The 23208-nt window shown below is 41.8% G+C and carries 17 protein-coding genes; 13 read left to right on the top strand and 4 right to left on the bottom strand.

Annotated elements, in window-relative coordinates; translation table 11 throughout:
- Positions 1–97 precede the first annotated feature (97 nt).
- From frc (PSF67_RS12210) to PSF67_RS12180, 7 genes are all read left to right on the top strand, one after another.
- On the top strand, positions 98–1348 hold the full coding sequence (frc, locus tag PSF67_RS12210; protein ID WP_102140041.1) for a formyl-CoA transferase: 1251 nt from the start codon (positions 98–100) through the stop codon (positions 1346–1348).
- A gap of 66 nt (positions 1349–1414) precedes the next feature.
- Positions 1415–3118 (top strand): oxalyl-CoA decarboxylase, encoded by a 1704-nt coding sequence (oxc, locus tag PSF67_RS12205; RefSeq protein ID WP_102140040.1) that lies wholly within the window; start codon positions 1415–1417, stop codon positions 3116–3118.
- Between the two features lie 104 nt (positions 3119–3222).
- Entirely contained in the window at positions 3223–4167 is a 945-nt protein-coding gene (gene yfdV, locus PSF67_RS12200) for a transporter YfdV (protein ID WP_004906833.1), read from the top strand.
- Between the two features lie 75 nt (positions 4168–4242).
- Positions 4243–5499, top strand: coding sequence for a formyl-CoA transferase (frc, locus tag PSF67_RS12195; protein ID WP_166267174.1), 1257 nt, complete (start codon positions 4243–4245; stop codon positions 5497–5499).
- 225 nt (positions 5500–5724) lie between these two features.
- On the top strand, positions 5725–7458 hold the full coding sequence (locus tag PSF67_RS12190) for a nitrilase-related carbon-nitrogen hydrolase (protein WP_102140038.1): 1734 nt from the start codon (positions 5725–5727) through the stop codon (positions 7456–7458).
- A 94-nt stretch (positions 7459–7552) separates the two neighbouring features.
- The gene (locus PSF67_RS12185) at positions 7553–8266 is read left to right on the top strand and encodes a potassium channel family protein (RefSeq protein WP_102140037.1); all 714 of its coding nucleotides are present in this window, start codon (positions 7553–7555) and stop codon (positions 8264–8266) included.
- A complete protein-coding gene (locus tag PSF67_RS12180; RefSeq protein WP_166267170.1) occupies positions 8263–8976 on the top strand; it encodes a YoaK family protein in 714 nt (237 codons plus the stop codon). Before PSF67_RS12185 ends, PSF67_RS12180 begins: the two co-directional genes overlap by 4 nt.
- A gap of 44 nt (positions 8977–9020) precedes the next feature.
- Here the strand turns inward: PSF67_RS12180 and PSF67_RS12175 are convergent, their stop codons facing one another.
- The 4 genes from PSF67_RS12175 to manD all read right to left on the bottom strand — a co-directional run bounded on the left by PSF67_RS12175 (position 9021) and on the right by manD (position 14222).
- Positions 9021–10508 carry a mannitol dehydrogenase family protein gene (locus tag PSF67_RS12175; protein ID WP_195697951.1) on the bottom strand — a complete coding sequence of 496 codons (1488 nt, stop codon included), beginning with the start codon at positions 10506–10508 and terminating at the stop codon, positions 9021–9023.
- Positions 10489–11898, bottom strand: coding sequence for an MFS transporter (locus tag PSF67_RS12170; protein WP_102140034.1), 1410 nt, complete (start codon positions 11896–11898; stop codon positions 10489–10491). The genes PSF67_RS12175 and PSF67_RS12170 overlap by 20 nt, the downstream gene beginning before the upstream one ends.
- 62 nt (positions 11899–11960) lie before the next feature.
- On the bottom strand, positions 11961–12983 hold the full coding sequence (locus tag PSF67_RS12165) for a Zn-dependent oxidoreductase (RefSeq protein ID WP_231068704.1): 1023 nt from the start codon (positions 12981–12983) through the stop codon (positions 11961–11963).
- Positions 12984–13007: 24 nt separating this feature from the next.
- On the bottom strand, positions 13008–14222 hold the full coding sequence (gene manD / locus PSF67_RS12160) for a D-mannonate dehydratase ManD (protein ID WP_272677002.1): 1215 nt from the start codon (positions 14220–14222) through the stop codon (positions 13008–13010).
- 282 nt (positions 14223–14504) lie between these two features.
- Here manD and PSF67_RS12155 point away from each other — a divergent pair, with 282 nt between their 5' ends.
- The 6 genes from PSF67_RS12155 (at position 14505) to PSF67_RS12130 (ending at position 23015) form a co-directional block, all read left to right on the top strand.
- Complete coding sequence (locus PSF67_RS12155; RefSeq protein ID WP_004906196.1) at positions 14505–15251, top strand: FCD domain-containing protein; 747 nt, start codon at positions 14505–14507, stop codon at positions 15249–15251.
- A 17-nt stretch (positions 15252–15268) separates the two neighbouring features.
- Positions 15269–16462 carry a mannonate dehydratase gene (gene uxuA / locus PSF67_RS12150; RefSeq protein WP_272677001.1) on the top strand — a complete coding sequence of 398 codons (1194 nt, stop codon included), beginning with the start codon at positions 15269–15271 and terminating at the stop codon, positions 16460–16462.
- Between the two features lie 604 nt (positions 16463–17066).
- Complete coding sequence (gene fdhE / locus PSF67_RS12145) at positions 17067–18002, top strand: formate dehydrogenase accessory protein FdhE (protein ID WP_166267166.1); 936 nt, start codon at positions 17067–17069, stop codon at positions 18000–18002.
- 22 nt (positions 18003–18024) lie between these two features.
- Positions 18025–19416, top strand: coding sequence for an L-seryl-tRNA(Sec) selenium transferase (gene selA, locus PSF67_RS12140; protein ID WP_102140029.1), 1392 nt, complete (start codon positions 18025–18027; stop codon positions 19414–19416).
- The gene (selB, locus tag PSF67_RS12135; protein ID WP_195697949.1) at positions 19413–21281 is read left to right on the top strand and encodes a selenocysteine-specific translation elongation factor; all 1869 of its coding nucleotides are present in this window, start codon (positions 19413–19415) and stop codon (positions 21279–21281) included. Before selA ends, selB begins: the two co-directional genes overlap by 4 nt.
- A gap of 69 nt (positions 21282–21350) precedes the next feature.
- The gene (locus PSF67_RS12130) at positions 21351–23015 is read left to right on the top strand and encodes an LTA synthase family protein (RefSeq protein ID WP_166267162.1); all 1665 of its coding nucleotides are present in this window, start codon (positions 21351–21353) and stop codon (positions 23013–23015) included.
- Positions 23016–23208 lie beyond the last annotated feature (193 nt).

Raw genomic sequence — 23208 nt, 5'->3', positions numbered from 1 at the left:
ATGGAGTGAATTGTTATTGTATTTAAAATAATTCAAATTTTCTATTAAATATAATTCATTCCATTCCATATACGATGGCTAAATAAAGAGGTAATACATGGATCTTCCTTTACAAGGTATAAAAGTGCTCGATTTTACTGGAGTACAATCAGGACCATCTTGTACTCAAATGTTAGCATGGTTCGGTGCGGATGTTATTAAGATTGAGCGTCCGGGAGTTGGAGATGTCACGCGTAATCAATTAAGGGATATCCCTGATGTGGATGCGCTGTATTTCACGATGCTTAATAGTAATAAGCGTTCAGTGGAATTAAATACAAAGACACCTGAAGGCAAAGAGGTTATGGAGCGGCTGATTAAGCAGGCCGACGTCCTCGTTGAGAACTTCCACCCAGGTGCGATTGACCATATGGGTTTTACTTGGGAGCACATTCAAGAACTAAACCCTCGCCTGATTTTTGGCTCTATCAAAGGCTTTGATGAAGACTCGCCTTACGCAGATGTTAAAGCTTATGAAAACGTTGCTCAGGCAGCAGGTGGCGCCGCCTCTACTACAGGTTTTTGGGATGGCCCTCCATTAGTGAGTGCCGCTGCGTTAGGTGATAGTAATACGGGTATGCATTTGTTGATTGGCTTACTTGCCGCGCTATTACATCGCGAGAAAACAGGAAAAGGCCAGCGAGTGACTATGTCGATGCAAGATGCTGTTCTTAACTTGTGCCGTGTCAAACTTCGCGACCAGCAACGTTTAGAGAAAATTGGTTACCTTGAAGAATACCCGCAATATCCAAATGGTACGTTTGGTGATGCTGTTCCTCGTGGTGGTAATGCAGGCGGTGGTGGGCAGCCAGGTTGGATCTTAAAATGTAAAGGCTGGGAAACTGACCCAAATGCTTATATTTATTTTACTATCCAAGAACAGGACTGGGAGCAAACCTGTGTCGCTATTGGTAAGCCTGAATGGGCAACTGACCCTGCTTACAATACACCAAAGGCTCGTCAGCCTCATATCTTTGATATTTTTGCTGAAATTGAAAAATTCTTAGCGGATAAAGATAAACATGAAGCGGTCGAATATTTGAGTAAATACGGTGTACCTTGCGCCCCTGTACTCAGTATGCGTGAAATTGCACGAGACCAATCTCTGCGTAAGAGTGGAAGTATTGTTGAAGTTGAGCAGCCAAAACGCGGAACTTACTTGACGGTGGGTTGCCCGATGAAATTCTCTTCCTTTACACCGGATATCAAAAGTGCGCCATTACTGGGTGAGCACACCGAGCAAGTTCTAACTGAACTAGGTTATAGCGCAGATGAAATTGCAGCTATGCGTACAAACAAAGCGATCTAACTTTAAAAATTTGGGAGTGATAAATCGCTCCCTTTAATCTTTCAATCAGTTAATTATGAGGTAGACATGTCTGCTGATCAAACCCAAAACCTGACTGATGGTATGCATATCATTGTCGATGCACTTAAAAAAAATGGCATTGATACAATCTACGGTGTTGTTGGAATTCCAGTAACGGACATGGCAAGGCATGCGCAAGCTGAAGGCATTCGCTATATTGGATTTCGCCATGAACAATCCGCGGGTAATGCTGCTGCAATTAGTGGTTTTATTACCCAGAAACCGGGTATCTGTTTAACAGTTTCAGCGCCGGGTTTTTTAAATGGCATGGTGGCACTCGCGAATGCAACCACCAACGGTTTTCCAATGATCCAAATCAGTGGTTCGAGCGACAGAGCGATAATTGATTTGCAGCAGGGTGATTACGAAGAATTAGACCAAATGAACACGGCAAAACCTTTTGTAAAAGCGTCTTACCGTGTGAATAAACCTGAAGATCTTGGTATCGCGCTAGCTCGGGCTATCCGCGCTTCGGTATCAGGTCGCCCGGGTGGGGTTTATCTGGATTTAACAACGGAAGTTTTATCCGCCGTGATGGATAAGGACGCTGCGGATAAAACCATTTTTACCGTTGAAGACCCTGCACCAAGACAAATTCCATCACCTGATTCAGTAAATAAAGCCCTTAAGTTGCTGGCATCGGCTAAGCGGCCATTAATTATTTTGGGTAAAGGCGCAGCTTATGCCCAAGCGGATGACAATATTCGCCAATTTATTGAAACAACCGGTATCCCTTATTTACCGATGTCAATGGCAAAAGGGCTGTTACCAGATACACACCCACAGTCAGCGGCATCTGCTCGCTCATATGCCTTATCCAGTGCGGATGTTGTGGTGTTAATGGGCGCACGCCTTAATTGGTTGCTTGACCATGGTAAAGGCAAGCACTGGTCGCCAGAAACGCAATTCATTCAGTTAGATATTGAACCTTCCGAAATTGATAGTAACCGGCCAATAACCGCCCCCGTTGTTGGTGATATTTATTCAAGTATTGAGTCTTTATTGGCAGGGCTTAAATCAACCCCTGTTAAATCCCCAACGGAATGGCTCGCTAGCATTGATGAGCACAAGAAAATTAATGTCGAGAAAATGGCAGTGAAGTTAAACACTGACACTTCTCCGATGAATTACTTCAATGCGTTACGTGCAATCCGAGATGTACTGGTCGATCACCAAGACGTTTATGTCGTCAATGAAGGCGCTAACACGCTTGATAATGGACGAAATATTATTGATATGTACCAACCGCGCAAACGCTTAGATTGTGGAACATGGGGCGTGATGGGCGTTGGAATGGGTTACGCAGTCGGTGCCGCTGTAACCAGTGGTAAGCCGGTTGTGGCGATTGAAGGCGATAGCGCATTCGGTTTTAGTGGTATGGAAATTGAAACGATTTGTCGCTACAAATTGCCTGTCACTATTTTGATTTTCAATAATGGCGGAATTTACCGTGGTGATGGCGTAAATCTCCATGGTGACCAAGACCCTTCTCCTACCGTTTTAATGGGCGGCGCTCGTTATGACAAAATGATTGAGGCTTTTGGTGGCATTGGCTATCAAGCAACAACGCCTGCAGAAGTACAGGAGGCTTTGAAGGCCGGTTTAACATCGGGTCATCCAACCTTGATAAATGTTGTTATTGACCCTGCAGTTGGAACGGAAAGTGGCCATATTGGTAATTTAAATCCGAAGTCTGTCGTAAAAAATTAACGCAGTATAACGTTAACTAACAAAGATAACCCTACGCGCTCATTTTTAATGAGTGGCGTACGGGGTCTTATTGCCAAAAATAGGTGGGTCTTATGGCTGATTTTATGTATAAGATTTTTATGAGCGACCTATTACCTATCATTATTATTATGGTATTAGGTTATGTGAGTGGTAAACGAAATGTGTTTACCAGTGACCAAGCAAAAGCATTTAATAAGTTGGTATTAAATTACGCATTACCTGCTGCATTATTTGTTTCTATCGCACGCGCTAATCGAGAAATGATATTTGCAGACGCTAAATTGACTATTATTTCATTTGTAGTCTTACTTGTTTGTTTCTTTTTCTCATTTTTTAGCTGTAAATATATTTTTAAACATAGTCGTGGCGAAGCCGCAGTATGTGCATTAATTGCAGGTTCTCCGACAATTGGTTTCTTAGGGTTCGCGGTTTTAGACCCTATTTATGGTGAAACCGTTTCAACGGGGTTAGTTGTTGCCATTATATCCATCATCGTTAATGCCATTACAATTCCGATTGGCTTATTCTTACTGAACCCGTCTGATGCGGAAGGTAAAAAGGGCGGTGGCGGTATGGATGCATTAATATCAGCCTTTAAAGAACCTGTCGTATGGGCCCCAGTACTTGCGACTGCACTGGTACTGGTTGGTGTGAAAATTCCAACGGTTTGGGACCCGACATTTGATTTAATCGCGAAAGCAAACTCAGGTGTTGCGGTATTTGCTGCCGGTCTGACATTGGCCGCGAATAAGTTCGAATTCGATGGTGAGATTGTCTATAACACGTTATTAAAGCTAGTGTTAATGCCAGGATTAATGTTGCTGGCAGGTATGATGTTTAATATGGGAACAGAGCAACTGCAAATGATGGTATTAGCCGGAGCGTTACCACCTGCTTTCTCTGGGATCATTATTGCAAGTCGCTTTAATCTGTATACCCGCACAGGAACAGCGTCGCTGGCGGTGAGTGTACTTGGTTTTATCATTGCTGCTCCAGCGTGGATCTACATCTCTCGACTCGTTTCATAGAAAGAGTCAATGGGGCAAAATGAGTTGCCATGGCGTGAGAGATTACGTCATGGCAGTTTTGTAAAAAGGTGAATTATGACTTCTTCAAAACCGCTTGATGGGATACGCGTTCTTGATTTTACAGGGGTTCAGTCAGGCCCATCTTGTACACAAATGCTTGCCTGGTTCGGTGCCGATGTGATCAAAATTGAACGGCCAGGGGTTGGGGATGTGACGCGTAATCAATTGCGAGATATCCCTGATGTGGATGCACTGTATTTTACGATGTTAAATAGTAACAAACGCTCTTTAGAGCTTAATACCAAAACGCCAGAGGGAAAAGCCGTAATGGAGAAGCTAATACGTCAATCTGATGTATTAGTTGAAAATTTTCATCCGGGGGCTATCGACCATATGGGGTTTACGTGGGAGTACATCCAAGAGCTCAACCCACGGTTAATTTTTGGTTCGATTAAAGGGTTTAATGAGAACTCGCCGTATGCGAATGTGAAAGCCTATGAAAATGTTGCTCAATCTGCTGGTGGTTCAGCATCGACAACGGGTTTTCCTGATGGCCCTCCAACGGTAAGTGCTGCAGCATTGGGCGATAGTAATACGGGCATGCATTTATTGATTGGCATACTGACGGCACTGTTGCACCGAGAAAAAACAGGTAAAGGCCAACGTGTGACGATGTCGATGCAAGATGCGGTACTTAACCTATGCCGTGTGAAACTGCGTGACCAACAACGGCTAGAAAAGCTGGGTTTTCTTGAAGAGTATCCACAGTATCCGAATGGTACATTTGGTGATGCGGTTCCCCGCGGCGGTAATGCGAGTGGGGGAGGACAACCAGGAACGATGCTTAAGTGTAAAGGCAGTGATACCGACCCAAATGCTTATATTTATTTTATTAATCAAGACCATAATTGGGAAAATACCTGTGATGCCATTGGGCGTCCCGAGTGGAAAACTGATCCTGCTTTTGCCACTACACAGGCACGCGCAAGCCATATCCAAGATGTATGGGATGCAATCGAAGAGATCGCCAAAGACAAAGATAAACATGCGCTAACCGATTATTTTGATCAGTTTGATGTGCCATGTTCTGCCGTATTAAGTATGAAAGAAATTATGGATGACCCTTCTTTGCGTCGTAGTGGCTCGATTGTTGAGGTTCAACAGCCAAAACGAGGCTCATATTTAACGGTGGGTTGCCCAATGAAGTTTTCAGCCTTTATTCCTGAAATTAAAAGTGCTCCATTGCTAGGGGAACATAATAACGAAGTATTAAAAGAGCTTGGTTATAGCGATGAACAAATTATAGAAATGACAAAAAGTAATGTTATTTAATTAATAACATTAAATCCGCTCTTAATATGATTTTCTAAAAAAAGAAAATAAATATTGGCGGCTATATTTAGATGTTCGATACATTCAAATATAGCCGCTACACTCAGGCTATTATGACCTAAATGACATGGAATTATAGATATATATTTCCTATTTAATATTTATTTTTATCAATAGCAAAAAATTATTTATTTACTAATAAATTCTTTGAATAAGGATTATTGTATGAGTATTGCTGAAATAAAAAAAAGCAGTAAAGTAGCAGCCGTTGATTTTATTCCTGCATGGGGAGATTTAAATGGAAATATTCAACGTTTAGTCGAAGCGACAGAAAAAGTGGCCGCTCAAGGGGTTAATTACGCTGTATTTCCAGAAACGGCGGTGAGTGGTTATTTATTTTCTGACTCTACGGAATTAGCGCCTTATTTAGATACCATCCCTGGTAAAACGACAGCGGCAATACTGCCTATATTGGCTCGTACAGGGATGTATATGAGTGTCGGTATCGCGGAGCGGGATAGCGAAACAGGGCTAGCCTATAATTCCGCTGTTTTGATGGGGCCAGAAGGCATTATTGGTAAATATCGTAAAATAGGCCTGAATTCTCAAGATCAAAAAGTGTTTGCACCAGGTAATACCGGTGTTAAAACCTTTGAAACACCGATTGGCCGTATCGCATTATTGATTTGTTATGATGATACTTACTGGCAATATGTTCGGTTAGCTGCATTAGAAGGGGCGCAAATCATTGGTTGGCATTCCGTATCCGACCGTATGATGCCGAATGCGACTCCTGCCGAAATGCTTGGCGATCACTCAACCGTTGCACATGTGCAGCATATGAGTGCTTTTAACGGTGTCTGGGTAATTTGTGCAACACGTAGTGGAATTGAAACCAATCCAATTACTAAAGGGCAGCTTTATTATAATGGTGGTTCGAGCATATGGGCGCCATCAGGACATAAAGTGGCTCAATCTCCAGTGCTTAGCCCGCTAGAGCTAGAACCCGGGCTAAATGGTATATACAGTGCGACAATTGATTTAGATGAAGCAGATACACAACGCGATGCATTACTGGCGAAGCGTCGCCCTGAATTATATTTCCCAACACTCGCTTTTCATCGCAGCCCAACAGATATCAATGCCACGTCAACAATAACACAAACGACGCTTATTGCAGCGCAGTGGGAAAAATCGGTTTCTAAACTAGACTCAATTCAAGTGGGGGAAAACGAGCTTCTGGTGCTTCCTGAGCTTTCCGCACTACCTTATACCAACGATCCCAACATTGTTTTGTCTTATGCTGAAAAACAAGGTGGCATTTTCGAGCAAACATTGTGTAAAGCCGCTCAAAAAGGGAAAGGGTATATTGTTGGAAGCTACCCTGAAATTGAAACGGATAGATTGTTCCATACGGTAGTACTTGCAGGGCCGTTAGGAGATATATTAGCGCGCTATCGTGTGACACATCTTAATGAGCGGGATAGTGGCTGGGCAACAGCGGGTAGTTCTGTGAGTGTGACAGCAACGCCAATTGGCCGTATTGCGCTGGCAGCCGCACATGAATTAGACGTACCTGAGTTAGGGGGGTTATATAGTACGTTACGCGCTGATATTCTTGCTGCGCCAGCGGGTATGCCGAGTGATTTAAAAGTGGAGATTGATAGCCATCTTTTTTCGGTTGAAGAGCCACCGACAGGGCGTGCCGATTTTATTCCTTATGCCATCGCTACATTAAACCAGTTATGGGTGGTTTGTGGCGGGCGAAACGAACGTGATTCTACGTCAGCCGCGATTTATGGGCCAGAGCCTGTCGTGCTTACTCCAACATTGATAGCACAACGAGGGGCTGAAGATGTACGTTTGCAAGCTCAGGTACCCGCTCCTTTTACTTGGATTAACCAAGAACGGTTGGTGAGTGGTCAGCAAGCTATTTGGTTTCCTCCACTAACGCAGTAATGTTTATATCATCCCGTTGTTATTAAAAAGATAGCAACGGGATCTTATCACGAATAAGAGCCCTATTAATGGCTTCAATATTTAGATTATTAATATGCTGACTTTTCGACAGTTTGGTAGTCAAGAAACATGGATTAAAACACTCCACTTTTTAGGGGTTGTTGCCTCGTTGATTTTAATTGCGAGTATTTCTATTGAAACCTTTAATCATGACCCCTTCCTCAAGCGATCAATCTATTTTGATATTCAATTTTGGATCTGCATCTATTTTACCTGTGATTTTTTTATCTTTTTATTTATTTCAAAAAATAAAAAAAAGTTTGTTAAAAAATACGCGATTATTGTTCTGTTATCTATTCCATATTTGACTATATTGGATAACACCGCGATAAAATTTACTGAGGAGCAAATTTATCTTATTCGGTTTATTCCTTTATTTCGTGGTGGTGCAGCGTTTGTCATGCTTATGATGATGGTTGTTAAGCGAAATACGACAGCACTATTTTTATCTTATATGATTTTACTCTTTTCAACGGTTTATTTTATTAGCTTAATTTTTTATATTTTCGAACGGGGGCTTAATGTTGATGTTAAGACGTATGGGGACGCCATTTGGTGGGCCGCAATGACGGTTACCACGCTGGGTTCAAATATTATTCCAGTGACGAGTGCAGGGAAAGTGATTACAACTATTTTGGCAGCCACGGGTATGACCGTTTTTCCTATTTTTACGGTATATATCACTTCGATTATTAGTCGACTAAGTCAGTCAGAAAAAGAATCATCAAGACAGGTAAGTAAACTATGATTTCCTCTCCAAAAGTTCCTTTTATGCAGTTACCTACGATCGCATTTTTATTAGCTATTGCGTCAGGAATGCTCGATGGATATGCCTTCTTTACGACTAAATCATTCGCTACTTTTCAGTCAGGCAATATTATTATGTTAGGTTATGAGTTTGCTAAGCATGGCCTAACCGCAGTGATGCCTTATATTGTTTCCATTATTTCCTTTGGTGCGGGGGCAATGCTGTTGGCATGGATCCGCTACCGCTATAATACCGATGAAAAAACATGGACATTTACATTATTATCACTGGAAATTGTCCTTTTATTATTACTCATTGTTTATATTTTTTTCTTTAATGTTCACTCTAATGGGTTTCATGCTGTTTGGGCTCTTTCTTTTATTGCCGGAATGCAAGGTAATGCGTTTCATAAGATTAATGGCATGCTATATGGCAATATTGCGGTTACTTTGAATGTACAACTAGGCTTTAGTTCATTGGCAGAGTCCATTGCATTTAAAGGCCAAGAAAGAAAAAGCGCGTTATATAAAAGTTATTGTTACTTTCTGACGCTATTGGGTTTTGCTGGCGGGGCTTTCATGATGGTGTTATTGGCTGATTATGTAAAGGAATATGCTTTATTTGCCACATTAATCCCACTATGTTTGATATTTTTCTTTGGCCACCAGTTTTCGAAAGAAAATAAAGGAATGCCAATAGATTCTAACTAGTTTGGGTGAAAGAGGCGGGGAGAGCCCCGCCTGCTAAGATGTTGTTACAAGGCGTGTTGGTGGTTGAGTGCTTCAACCGTTTTCTTGGCACCGTTATCACGTAGTGAAAGGTAGAATGCTGTCACCTTTTCAGTAAACAACGAATTATTAACCAGTTCTTCGGTGAACAAACTGTTGAGAGAAAGCAGTGCGCGAACACGGCTTTCATCATCAGTGCTATTTGCAACGAGCTCAGCTAATTTTACTGCCTGTGGGTCGCTGATTTGAATTTCTGCACCGAGATCATCTTTTCCGCTGACATAACGCATCCATCCTGCAACAGCCAAGGCTAAATAATCAAATGATTGGCCTTTTTTCAGATGTATTTGGATAGAATCGAGTAAACGTTGGGATAATTTCAACGTTCCATCCATCGCGATTTGCCAAGTACGATGTTTCAACCCCGTATTTTTAAAACGCTCAATCAGGGCATTGGCATAGGCGGGTAAATCCACATTTTTGATGGATAACGTTGGTGCCTGCTCATTGACCATCAGGTGATAAGCGGCTTTTTCATACGCGCTATCCTGCATGCATTCATTTATGTATTGGTAACCAGCTAAATAACCTAAATAAGCAAGGAAAGAGTGGCTACCATTTAACATGCGCAGCTTCATTTCTTCAAATGGAATGACATCTGTAACTAACTGAGCGCCTGCTTTCTCCCACTCAGGACGACCCGCGACAAAATTGTCTTCAATCACCCATTGGCGAAATGGTTCACAGGCAATGGCGACTTTGTCGACGATAGGGCCCAGTTGAGATTGAATTTTCTCTGCAGTGTCTGGTGTCATGGCAGGCACAATTCTATCCACCATGGTAGAGGGAAAAGTGACATTGGTTTCAATCCAATTTGCCAGTGCGATATCCTGTTTTGCAGCCATCGCTAAAATGACATTTTTCGTGATATGGCCATTTTCAGGCATATTATCACAGGACATGACTGTAAATGGTGCAATACCCAGTGCTTTACGGCGTTTTAAGGCTTCAACAATCAGGCCCGGTAATGATTTCGGGGCATTTGGTGAGGCTAAATCATGTGCGATTGCGGGGTTAGCAAAATCAATCGAGCCTGTCGCAGGTACATAGCAATAGCCTTTTTCAGTAACCGTCATGGAAACGATGGCAATGTTAGGGTCTAACATACGATTGATAACGGCATCAATTCCATGAATAGTCGGGTGTAATGCTTCTTTTACCACCCCCACCGTACGGGTTTGCCAGTTATCACCTTGCATTTCAACTACGTTATAAAGGCAATCTTGAGCGAGTAAATCCTCAATTTGTTGCTCACCACCGACTAAATTGACCTCACAAAAACCCCAGTCACTCTGCTGTTCTGTGGCTAAGATATCTGCAAAGATGGCTTGGTGGGCGCGATGGAACGCGCCGAAACCTAAGTGAAGCATTTTTACCTTTACCTGTTCCCTATCATAGCTTGGTACTTTGATAGTGGCGGGTAATTGGTTTAGGTTATTGGTTGACAGTTGCATATTTCACTTTACCTTTTTGTTGTTCAGCCTCTTCAACTGCATCCAACGTGCTGGTTAAATCACGATCTTTCACTTCAGGCATGATGATGGCACTGATTAATGAAATGGCGGAGTAAATGATGATCATGATAGCAATCGGCCACCAGCTTCCGGTGATGCTACAGAAAATACCTGCGAGAACTGGGCCTAAACCAGAGGCAATTAAGCCGCCAATTTCTTTGGCCACAGCCATACCGGTGAAGCGGTTACGTGAGTTGAACATTTCAGCCATCGTAATATTTTCTAAGGCAAATAATCCGAGTACTGAACAGTTATGAACGATAATAATACAGATGGTAATCAAGCTAACGCTGTTTGCGCCGTCCACAATGACAGATAACATCGGATAGGCGAGCAACATGGCAGATAAGCTAAGAATAATATAAGGAATACGACGACCAAATTTATCGGATATCAGACCAATAACAGGAATAGTCAGGAAACCGACAACCGAGCTGATCATGATTGCATCAGTTGGAATGCTTTTATCAAACAATAGGCTTTGAACTAAATACCCCGCTAAGAAAGTTTGAATTAACCCAGAGTTACCTGCTTGACCGAAACGAATACCAGTCGCTAACCAAAATGCTTTAGACTTGAACATGGCAAAGAAACTTTCTTTCGGTGGTGCTTGTACTGCAGTTTTGGCTTCTTGTTCTTCCGTATTTTGCACTTTCTCAAATACAGGGCTTTCTTTCAGGTTCAGTCGTAACCATACTGCAAACAGCATTACCACGAAGCTTGCCAAGAATGGTACACGCCAGCCCCACGCCAGTAAGTCTGATTTGTCTAACCAGAAGAACATAACCGCCCAAATCGCAGTGGCGCTTAATGTGCCGCAGTTTGTTCCCAGACCTACTAATGAAGCCACAATACCCCGGCGGCCTTTTGGCGCATATTCTGCCAGCATGGTTCCTGCGCCTGAAATTTCAGCGCCTGCTCCTAAGCCTTGAATTATTCGCAAAAGAACTAATAATAGCGGGGCGAGGATACCTACCTGTGCGTAGGTCGGTAATACCCCGATTAGTGTAGTACACACCCCCATCATGGTGATGGTGATAAAGAGTACTTTTTTACGACCAATCCGGTCGCCCATTTGACCAAAGAAAACCGCACCAACAATACGTGCGACATATCCGGCACCGTAAGTTCCCATTGCAAGAATTAATGCCATTGAAGCGGATTGTTCAGGGAAAAATATTTCATGGAAAACAAGTGCTGCGCCTAACGAGTAAAGCTGGAAATCCATAAACTCTAGAGCGGTTCCTAGCCAGCCTGAAACGGCAGCTTTGGTCAGATCGCCAGAGTTGCGTTCCACTTTCCCTGATGGGTCAATTGACTGAGTATTCATATTATTATCCTATTAATCACGTAGGGTAGTATCCAAAATCGGATTTAGTTTTTTTAATTAAATTAAAAGGTTAAAAGAATTTTACAGCAGGTCTTCTGGTCTTTTTCAAAGGTTAAGATTGCCTCTTGCGCTTCAGTGAATGGGAACTGATGTGTCAAGATTTTCGTTGGGTCAATTTTTTTAGATTCTATCCAGCTAATCACCTCTGGGAATTTTTTGGCATTCAAGCGTGAAGAAAACAATGAAATCTCTTTGCTGGTGATACTTTGCTGTGTAACGGCACTTGCTTCACTTGAAAAGCCCATAATCGAAACTCTTGCTGCGGGGGACGCAATCAAGATGGCTTCTTGTAAGATAGCGGGGTGGCAAGCTGCATCAAGTACTAACGTTGGGCGAAGCCCCAGTGCTTTGAGTTGCTCTGGTAATGGGGTTTGTGAGTTATCAATGACAATATCAGCACCACAATCTTTTGCTCTTGCTAATCGCTCAGCCACGCGGTCAACCATAATTAAGGTTTTGACTTGGTAAACCCCTTTGAGAACCTGCGCACAGGTTAAGCCAATTGTACCTGCACCATAGACTAATGCGACATCATCTTGAGTTGGATGAACATGCGAAGTCACGTTGGCGGCAATAGAGTATGGCTCAACGGTAACAGCACACTCATCACTGATTGAATCAGGAATGATATAAGCATTGGCTGCAGGGACATTGACATATTCAGTGAACCCACCATCAGTATGAACACCTAATACTTCTAGTGTTTCACACACATTTGGTTTACCAATTGAGCATGGGTAACAATGACCACAGCTAAGGACCGGGTCGATAGAGACACGTTCACCAACGCGTTTGCTATCTACGTCTGAACCCACTTTTTCAATGACACCAAAAAATTCATGGCCAATCACACGTGGATACTTTGCAAATGGGTTATGGCCACGGTAGATATGGCTGTCAGAACCACAAATACCGGCTAAGCGAACTTTTACTCGTACTTGGTTTTCAGCCGGTTCAGGAACTGAACGTTCTTCAATCAATAACGTATTGGGTTCTTTAATTACTACCGATTTTACAGCTTTCATATTTGACTCCGAATAAAATAAAAATTACCAGTTCCACAACGTGCCGTCTTCGAGACGAGCGACTGGAAGATAAGCTGGGTTGTATGGGTATTTCGCTGCCAGTTTTTCATCAAAATCGATACCTAAACCGGGCTTATCACTTGGGTGCATATAACCATCGTTGAACGTCCAGTTAGTCGTAAATACGGACAACATTTCTTCGGAGTAGCCCATAAACTCTTGAACACCGAAATTGGGTACCCATAGATCAAAGTGTAAGGCGGCAGCATGGCAAATTGGGGATAGGTCAGATGGACCATGAGAACCGGTTCTGACTTGGTAAAGTGAAGCGAAATCAGCAATCCGGCGCATACCTGTGATCCCGCCAGCATGCGTGATTGTGGTGCGGATATAATCGATGAGTTGCTCTTCAATCAATTGTTTACAATCCCAAATGCTATTAAAAACTTCACCTACAGCGATTGGGGTGACGGTATGTTGACGAATTAATCTAAAACAAGCTTGGTTTTCCGCTGGTGTTGGGTCTTCCATCCAAAATAATCGATAATCTTCAATACTTTTACCGAAGCGAGCCGCTTCAATAGGGGTCAAGCGATGGTGCATATCATGTAAAAGGTGCTCATTGAAGCCATATTTGTCCCGTACGGCTTCAAACAGTTTTGGCATAAAATCGAGGTATTTTTCGGTTGACCAAAATTGCTCTTCAGGGTGATGGCCTTTTGTCGCTGGTTCGTAAGCAAGATTTTTCCCTTTGCTTTGCCCATATGTGGTTGCCATTCCTGGGATGCCGCACTGCACACGGATCGCTTTAAAACCTTTTTCTTTATATTTTGCGTAGTTATCTAGTGTTTCGGCAATATCGGTACCCGTGGTGTGGCAATAAACCATCACGCCTTCACGAGAAGCGCCACCGAGTAATTGATAAACCGGAAGGTTGGCAACTTTGCCTTTAATATCCCACAGTGCCATATCAATCGCAGAAATAGCGGACATCGTAACTGGGCCTCTGCGCCAATAGGCTCCCTTATAGAAGAACTGATAAATATCTTCGATTTTATGTGGATCACGGCCTATCAACTGAGGACAGAGGTGATCTTGAAGATAGGATGCCACTGAGAGTTCTCTCCCGTTAAGGGTGGCATCACCTAGCCCATATACGCCTTCATCGGTGGTAATTCTTAATGTGACAAAATTACGACCGGGGCTACATACAAAGACTTCTGCTTTTATGATTTTCATTTTGGCCTAAATCCCTATTACTTGTTAACCAACTGATCAACCAAATTACCCATAATCACGCAAACTGGTTTATTTATTGGTTAACCAAATTTTCTTTTTTTCACTCTATCAATCGATAAATTAAAAAACAATGGCTAAAAAGACGACAATAAGTGAATCTGATCACAAATTGGTTAACTAATTTTGCGGAAATAGTGGATAAATTGGTTGACCATTGAAGTGAGGGACGATAATCTACAATGGAAGAACTAAATTTAATTCGACAACGCGTTGTACATATATATGAAAACTCAATACCGCTCGTACCAATACCTAGGTCAGCAGTTAAAAGAGCTCATTGCATCTGGTGAATATCCGATAGGAAGTCGTTTAATGCCGGAGCGTGAGATCGCTAAAAAATATGATGTTAGTCGCTCATTGGTACGTGAAGCACTCATCATGTTGGAAATTGAAAAATTGGTTTCTATCAAGAAAGGTTCTGGTGTTTATGTCATCAACCACCCAGATCTGTTAATTGATGAAGTTAAAAGTTTAGACCATGGCCCTTTTGAAATACTGCAAGCTCGCCAAGTGATTGAAAGTGCGATAGCTGCATGTGCTGCTTTGTCAGCAACAAAAGCCGATATCCAAGAGATCCGCGCATTATTAGAAGATGAGCGAATCAAAGTCGCGAATAATGAAAGTGACGATGCTAATGATCATAAGTTTCATGTGTTGATTGCTCGCGCAAGCAAGAACGACATGATGGCGAAGATTATTGATGATATCTGGGCTGTGCGGTTACAAAGCCCTATGTGGGATAAACTACATGAGCATATCGACAATACGACTTACCGGAAGAAGTGGTTGATTGATCATGAAAATATTTTAAATGCACTACAAAAACGTGATCCTGAATTGGCTAAAAAAGAGATGTGGCAGCATTTAGAGAATGTCAAAAATACGCTAATGCAGCTTTCTGATTTTGATGACCCCAATTTTGATGGTTACCTATTTGAAACAATTCCTTATCAGACTATTTTTGAATAATCGAAGGAGAAGTACTCATGGAGCATACGTGGCGTTGGTACGGCCCTAATGACCCTGTTTCTTTAAGTGATGCTAGGCAAGCAGAGGCGACGGGGATCGTCTCTGCGCTCCACCATATTCCTAATGGTGAAGTTTGGAGTGTCGAGGAGATTTTAAAGCGTAAGGCTATCATTGAAGATGCTGGGTTAGTTTGGTCTGTCGTGGAAAGTATTCCTGTTCATGAAGATATTAAAACTCAACAAGGTAATTTTGATCTCTATATTCAAAATTACCAACAAAGTATTCGTAATTTAGCATCCTGTGGTATTAAAACCATTTGCTATAATTTTATGCCAATTTTAGATTGGACGCGTACTGACCTTGCTTATACCCTACCGGATGGCTCCAAAGCGTTACGGTTTGATAATATTGCTTTTGCTGCGTTTGAAATTCATATTTTAAAACGTGAAAATGCGATGGCGAGTTATTCAGAACAAGAAGTTAAAGAAGCGGCAGAGTATTATGCCAATATGTCATCTGATGATATCGAAAACCTGATTAAAACCATCATTGCAGGGTTACCAGGTGCGGAAGAAGGTTATACATTAGACCAATTCCGTGAGCGCTTGGCGCTGTATAATGATATTGATGAAAATCAGTTACGTGAGAACTTAGGTTATTTCTTGCAGAAAATCGTCCCTGTCTGTGAAGAAGAAAATGTGGTTTTAGCTATTCACCCTGATGACCCTCCACGACCAATTTTAGGTTTGCCTCGTATTGTTTCTACCATTGAAGATATGCGGTTTATTAAGCAAAGCTGCGATAGTATTCATAATGGGTTTACTATGTGCACAGGTTCTTATGGCGTAAGAGCCGATAACGACCTAGTAAAAATGATTAATGAATTTGGTGATCGTATTCATTTCACACACTTACGTTCAACGGTGAGAGAAAACAACCCAAATACCTTCCATGAAGGCAATCATATTGCAGGTGATGTCGATATGTTTGAAGTGGTTAAAGCCATTTTAGCGGTTGAACAAAAACGCCATGCTGCGGGGCTTGCACCGATTCCAATGAGACCAGACCATGGTCACCAAATTTTAGATGATTTGAAAAAAGTGACCAATCCAGGCTATTCCGCCATAGGTCGCTTGAAAGGTTTAGCGGAAGTTAGAGGTTTAGAGCTCGCAATTAAACGTATGTATTACCCTGAATTACTGAAAGTCTAAAGACTATCTCGTTATTAACGATATCTGCTTTTCATTTGGTATTTTGATTGTACCAAAGGGACTGTTATACCCCTAAAGAAGCAAAACTGTTATTTCATTATTACGCGACTAAATAGTATTTGGTCGCGTATTTTATTGACTATAAATGCTTTTTATATTTATCTTTATCTAAAAGACACAGTAGATATGGCATTAAATATATTTATGTTTTTATTTCTTTCTTATTGAACAATGACAATAAAAAACACTTTGAGATAAGGGGGCAATACCCATTCCTGTTGTAAATAAAAGGCTGTTTGCATCATAAGCTTGCAGTCATAATCACTTCAAACGTCAACTTCACTATTTTTATCCTAGTGATAACAATTTATTTATATCAAATAAAACAATCATCATCCTGATTTACATTTACCTTGATCTACTACGGGTTAATGGAATGGATAATTCAGGGGCTAGAGTAGCCTCAAGGTGACTTTTGTTTTATCCTGAACGTTAGAGAACCGCTTTCGCGGATATAAATATGATGAGCAAAAACGCTTTCGAGAAAATAAATAGCCTTTTCTCGGGAATTGTCGTTATAAAAAAATAGAAAAGAGAGAACGCAATGGGTATTCGTATCGTTCCTAAAGAAGAGTTAGGACAAGAAAGATTGAAAGAAAAGGGAATTGGTTTTATTCCACCAGTTCTGTTTCCTAACTTAAAAAGCTTATATCAGCGCCGTGCTGAGCGGCTCAAAGAACTTGGTGCGGGAGAACATCCTTTTGCAGATTATCTGAATTTTGCTGCTGAAGTGGCAACTGCCCAAAATAATGCGCAGCATGATAATCCATTAGAAATGGATATGGCATCTATCCTTGAGCGCTCAACAAATACCAATAATTCGCCATTAGATGCAAAAACATTTCCGCGTACAACGCATTGGCACAAACTATTGACGGCAATTATTGCCGAATTAATGCCAGTTGTGCCTGAGTCTGTACGTCCTGCATTAGAAAACCTGAATAAAGCCTCTGAAACCGAACTTGAAGCCATGGCAACTGCGTTGCTAAATGAAGAGTTTGAAAAAGTGCCTGCGGATAAATCGATGTTTATTTGGGCTGCATTATCGGTGTATTGGGCGCAAATGGCTGCAAATATCCCTGGTAAGGCACGTGCGGAACATGGCGATCATCGTCATTTCTGCCCTGTATGTAATAGCATGCCAGTGTCGAGTATTGTGCAAATTGGCACCTCACAAGGTTTACGTTATTTACACTGTAATTTATGTGAAACCGAATGGCATATGGTGCGCGTAAAATGCAGTAACTGTGAGCAAACAGGTAAATTAAATTATTGGTCATTAGATGATGAAAATGCAGCAGTTAAAGCTGAAAGCTGTGGTGATTGTGGTAGCTATCTGAAAATTCTTTATCAAGAAAAAGAAGCCAAAGTTGAAGCTGTTGCTGATGATTTAGCATCAATTATTTTAGATGCTCGCATGGAAGAAGAAGGCTTTGCGCGTAGTAGTATTAATCCGTTCTTGTTCCCTGGTGAAAAATAAGCGGTAAAAGAGAATTGTGACTATGGCTGAATCAGACTTGGCTTTATATCGTCAACTTCCTGCTATTGATAAATTATTGCAGCTCGATGAAGTGCAGATATTGGTTGAACAATCAGGGGCTCATTGGGTCACTGCATGTTTACGTGAGATGCAAGAGCAAGCTCGAACCTGTATTGCACAGGCAGGGAAATTACCTGCTTGGCAGGAAGATTGGGTAAAAGAGTTAGCTCAACGCCATCAAGCTTTAGGGCAAAGCGCGCTAAAAAACGTGTTTAACTTGACCGGTACGGTGCTACATACCAATTTAGGTCGTGCGGTAATGTCAACCACAGCGGTAAATGCAGTTAGCCAAGTGATGAGTTCGCCTGTCACATTAGAATATTCTCTAGATGGTGCGATGCGTGGGCATCGTGACCGTGCGATTGCTGATTTGCTGTGTGAGCTCACTGGCGCCGAAGATGCCTGTATTGTTAATAATAATGCGGCAGCCGTTTTATTATTGCTAGCAACGGTTGCAAATGGTCGACAAGTTATTGTTTCTCGTGGTGAATTAGTTGAGATTGGTGGGGCTTTCCGTGTGCCTGACGTGATGGCGCAGGCTGGCTGCCAATTAGTTGAAGTGGGGACAACGAATCGGACTCACTTACGTGACTATGAGAATGCGATTAATGATCAAACTGCACTATTAATGAAAGTGCATACCAGCAATTACAGCATTGAAGGATTTACGGCTGAAGTTGAAGGTGAAGAACTCGCAGAGTTAGGTCGAAAGTACCAATTACCTACAGCAATTGATTTAGGTAGTGGCTCGATGATTGATATGACGGCTTATGGACTACCCGCAGAACCGATGCCACAAAATTACCTTTCTCAAGGAATTGATTTAGTTTCAATTTCTGGAGATAAACTTCTTGGTGGCCCACAAGCAGGGATCATTTTAGGGAAGAAAAAATGGATTGATGCAATTCAAAAACATCCATTAAAACGTGCTTTACGGGTTGATAAAATGGTTTTAGCTGCGCTTGAAGCGACACTAAAGCTGTATCTAACTCCCGAGAAACTCACAACAGATTTACCCACATTGCGTTGGTTGACCCGAGACCCGGAGACGATCCGTGGTAGTGCAGAAAGCATTGTTGTTGCTCTACAAGCCTTTTACGGTGATAAATTTATTGTTGAAGTGGAGCCTTGCCTCTCACAAATAGGGAGCGGCTCACTTCCCATCGACCGGCTTCCTAGCTTTGCGGTAACATTTACACCGCTAAATGGAAAAGGTAGCACATTAGAGCAACTCGCTACGCAGTGGCGCCAGTTACCTCAACCTGTGATTGGGCGTATGAAAGAAGGTAAATTGTGGCTTGACCTGCGCTGTCTTGATGATGAACACGCATTATTACAGGCCTTACTTTCATGATTTTTGCGACAGCTGGCCATGTTGACCATGGTAAAACTTCTTTAATTCAAGCCATTACTGGCGTAAATACCGCGCACCTTCCTGAGGAAAAAAAGCGCGGTATGACCATTGACCTAGGGTATGCCTACTGGCCACAGCCAGATGGAAGCTCTATTGGTTTTATCGACGTTCCAGGACACGAAAAGTTTTTAGCCAATATGTTGGCTGGGATTGGTGGCATAAACCATGCACTTTTGGTTGTTGCCTGTGATGATGGAATAATGGCGCAAACCCTTGAACACCTTTCTATTTTAAGGCTAGCGGGTTGTGAAAATGTCAGTGTCATATTGACGAAGGCGGACAGAGTCGATCATCTGCGAATTGAACAAGTGACTGAGCAAGTCACCTCAGAGCTGTCTCAGCAAGGTTGGCCTGACGCAAAATTATTTATTACTTCTATCGAAGATGGCCGTGGTATTGATGCGCTGCGGTTATACCTACAACAGCTTCATCAGCAAAGTGGTTCACATCCCAATATCCAACGTCGTTTTCGTTTAGCCATTGACCGCGTGTTTTTGGTAAAAGGCGCAGGGGTTGTGGTGACTGGCACCGCGTTAGCGGGAAAAATTCAGGTTGGCGAGTCACTTTGGGTGACTGGAGCGGATAAGCAAGTTCGTGTCAGAGGTATTCATCGGCAAAACCAAATATCTGAATTCGCTGTTGCAGGTGATCGCGTAGCCTTAAACTTGGCGGGCGACATTGATAAAGAAAATATTACCCGAGGTGATTGGTTACTTGCAGAGCAACCTGCGTTTATTGCAACACGGGTTATTGTCGAATTGGAATGCGATACATTAATTAAGCACTGGCAGCCTGTGCATCTATATCATGGTGCAAGTCATATCACTGGGCGAGTGTCATTATTAGTGGAGCAAGGGGAAACCCCCGTGCTTGCTGAGTTAATTTTAGATACCCCATTATGGTTAGTAGAGAATGACCGGTTAATCATCCGTGATATTAGTGCTCGGCAAACGTTAGGTGGGGCTCGCGTGATACGTTTGGTTTCCCCACGCCGAGGTAAAAGGCTCCCAGAGTTTTTGGATTGGTTATCTAGGCTTTGCCGAGAACAAGACGAACTGGCTCACTTTAAGTTACAGCTTCCCCAAGGTGAACTTAATTTACGGGATTACAGTTGGGCGCGGCAACTCACCCATGATGCATTAGATAATTTATTGGCACAAATGGATGTGGCGCGTGTGGGCAACTATGTTTTATCCACATTTAAAGCGCAAATAGCGAAAGACCGTATCGTTCAAGCACTTGAACAATTTAATGAAATACACAGTGACCAAATCGGTGTGGGCAAAGCACGTTTGAAACGTATGGCTTTGCCTTCAATGAGTGAGGCGTTAACATTTAAATTCATTAATGACCTAATTGATGAAAACGTTATTAAGCAAACTCGAGGTTGGTTACATATGCCTCAACATGGGCTGGTATTTGATGCGCAACAGCAGTTAATTTGGCAGCAAATACACCCATTATTTTCACGTAATGAGGCGTGGTGGGTTCGTGATTTAGCATTAGAAAGTGGCCATGAAGAAGATACGATACGTCGAGTTCTAAAAAAGGCGGCGCAAATGGGATTAATTACAGCGATAGTTCGTGACCGCTATTATAGCCATGAGCAAATTAACTATTTTGCTTCACTGATTCATCGTTATTGCTTAGAAAATGAGGTCATTTTTGCCGCTGATTTTCGTAACGAACTAGGGATTGGCCGGAAACTCGCCATTCAAATTCTTGAGTTTTTTGATAAAAGCGGTTTTACTCGTCGTAAAGGCGATGGGCACCATTTACGAGACAAAGGTATTTTCGTTGAATAAATTGAGTGTTTGGATCCGTTATAGTAGTGCCTCATAGCAACCTCCAATATTAAACTTGTGGTAAAACTGATGAAGAAAACGTTATTTGCAGGCTTTTATCTGGCATTGATCTTTATTGGCTCCCTTTTCTTAGTTTTTGAAAAAGGCAGCGTAATGTATCCTGCACTCATATCGGTCAGTGTATATGCCGTTTTATTCGGTATTTTAATGGTGTTAACAGCTCGCTGGTTATTTTCTGCGGTGATCACCAGTACATTATTTATCACCATAAAATTCCTGAATCAGTTAAAAGTTCATTATTACAAAGAACAACTCTTCTTTAGTGATATCAACATCATGACGGACACTTCCAATATGGGGACTTTAGGCCACTATTGGTTAGCGGGTGTCGCCTTGGTTGGGTTGCTTATATTATTAGTCATTAATGGGGTTATTAGCTGGCGGTTGCTCAAACCGAGTCAATCAAAAATTACTCGCGTCATTGGTGTTGTTCTTATTGTTGCAGGTTACTTCGGTATTAACTTAACAAGCTCACATTATTATGACAGATGGTCTCAGACGTTGCCAAAAGGCCGTGGGACAGTGACCAATATTATTATGTCGGCACAGAATGCGAGTTACCAATCCCCTGAGTTTGCAGGTTCAGCCGATTATTTTGTGGAAAAAGCAGCGGCAGTTTCCTTAGAAAATAATGCGGTATCAGAAAAACCAGACATTGTTTTATTATTGCAAGAATCTACCGTTGACCCACATGTTTATGATTTACCTGAAGGAACCAAGCTTCCTGATTTATTCATGTTCCAGCAAGATAGTGGCGTGAGTGCGCATAGTCAGATGCGGGTGCAAACTTTTGGCGGTGGGACTTGGTTATCTGAATTCTCAGCGCTAACTGGCTTAAATAGCGATGATTTCGGTGCGCAAAAAAGTGGTGTATTTTATTTTATCGTTGACCACCTTAAAAATAGCCTATTCAAAGAAATGAAGGCTAATGGCTATTATACAGTGGTACTTACCCCCTTTAATAAAGGTGCTTACCACTCAGGCCATGCTTATGAAACGCTTGGGGTTGATAGAATTATTCAACCACAAGAACTCGGCTATCCAGGTAAACTACAAGATAACTTATGGACGATCAGCACCGATGACATGCTGAAATACGTGAAAGAAATCTTATCTAAAGAAACAGATAAACCCGTATTTATTTTCTCTCTTACAATGTATGAGCATGGCCCTTACAAAGAGAGTCACAGTGATGACTATGGCATAAAAGACAAAATTAAAAACCCCGATGCTGCAGGCGAATTTAGCCATTATATGGACAAAATCGTAACCTCAGATACATCAATACGTGATTTTGCTGAATTTATTGAAAAACGTGAGCGCCCGTTGATGTTTTTATACTTTGGTGACCATCAGCCAGGCATTAGTTTAAATCAGTATAATTCTTCATTTTCATCACCTGCTTATCTAACACAATTTACTTTGCGAGATAATTTGAAATCAGGGGCTGCGATAAAAACGGGCCAGTTAACGGATATTTCCTTCTTAGGCGGAATTTTATTAGAAAGGGCAAATCTAAAAATCTCTCCATTTTATGAGGCCAACATCAAAATGCGTCACTTATGTGACGGCAAGTTGAATGATTGTGAAGATCAAAAGCTACTTGATAGCTACCGCAACTATGTTTATGGAACTTTAGACGCAGCCAATGCGAATAAAGGTGATATTCAGTAAAATGTTATTATCAGCCGTAGATATTTATGATATTTACGGCTGATCCCCTCTTTTTTGCTATTCCCTACCTTAAATCTTAATATTTTCTTAAAAACTATTATTTTTTTACGCTTTCTAGTTTTAATAATAAAACCATTCGTTGTTTTTTTTGTCTTAATTTTAGTTAATTTTTCTGTGAAATTAGGTGCTCATT

Origin of the sequence: Providencia sp. PROV076 (assembly GCF_028483405.1) — a bacterium.
Lineage (GTDB): Bacteria > Pseudomonadota > Gammaproteobacteria > Enterobacterales > Enterobacteriaceae > Providencia > Providencia huaxiensis.
Note: the sequence above shows the minus strand (reverse complement) of the source record. Positions and strands in the feature narration are given on the sequence as shown.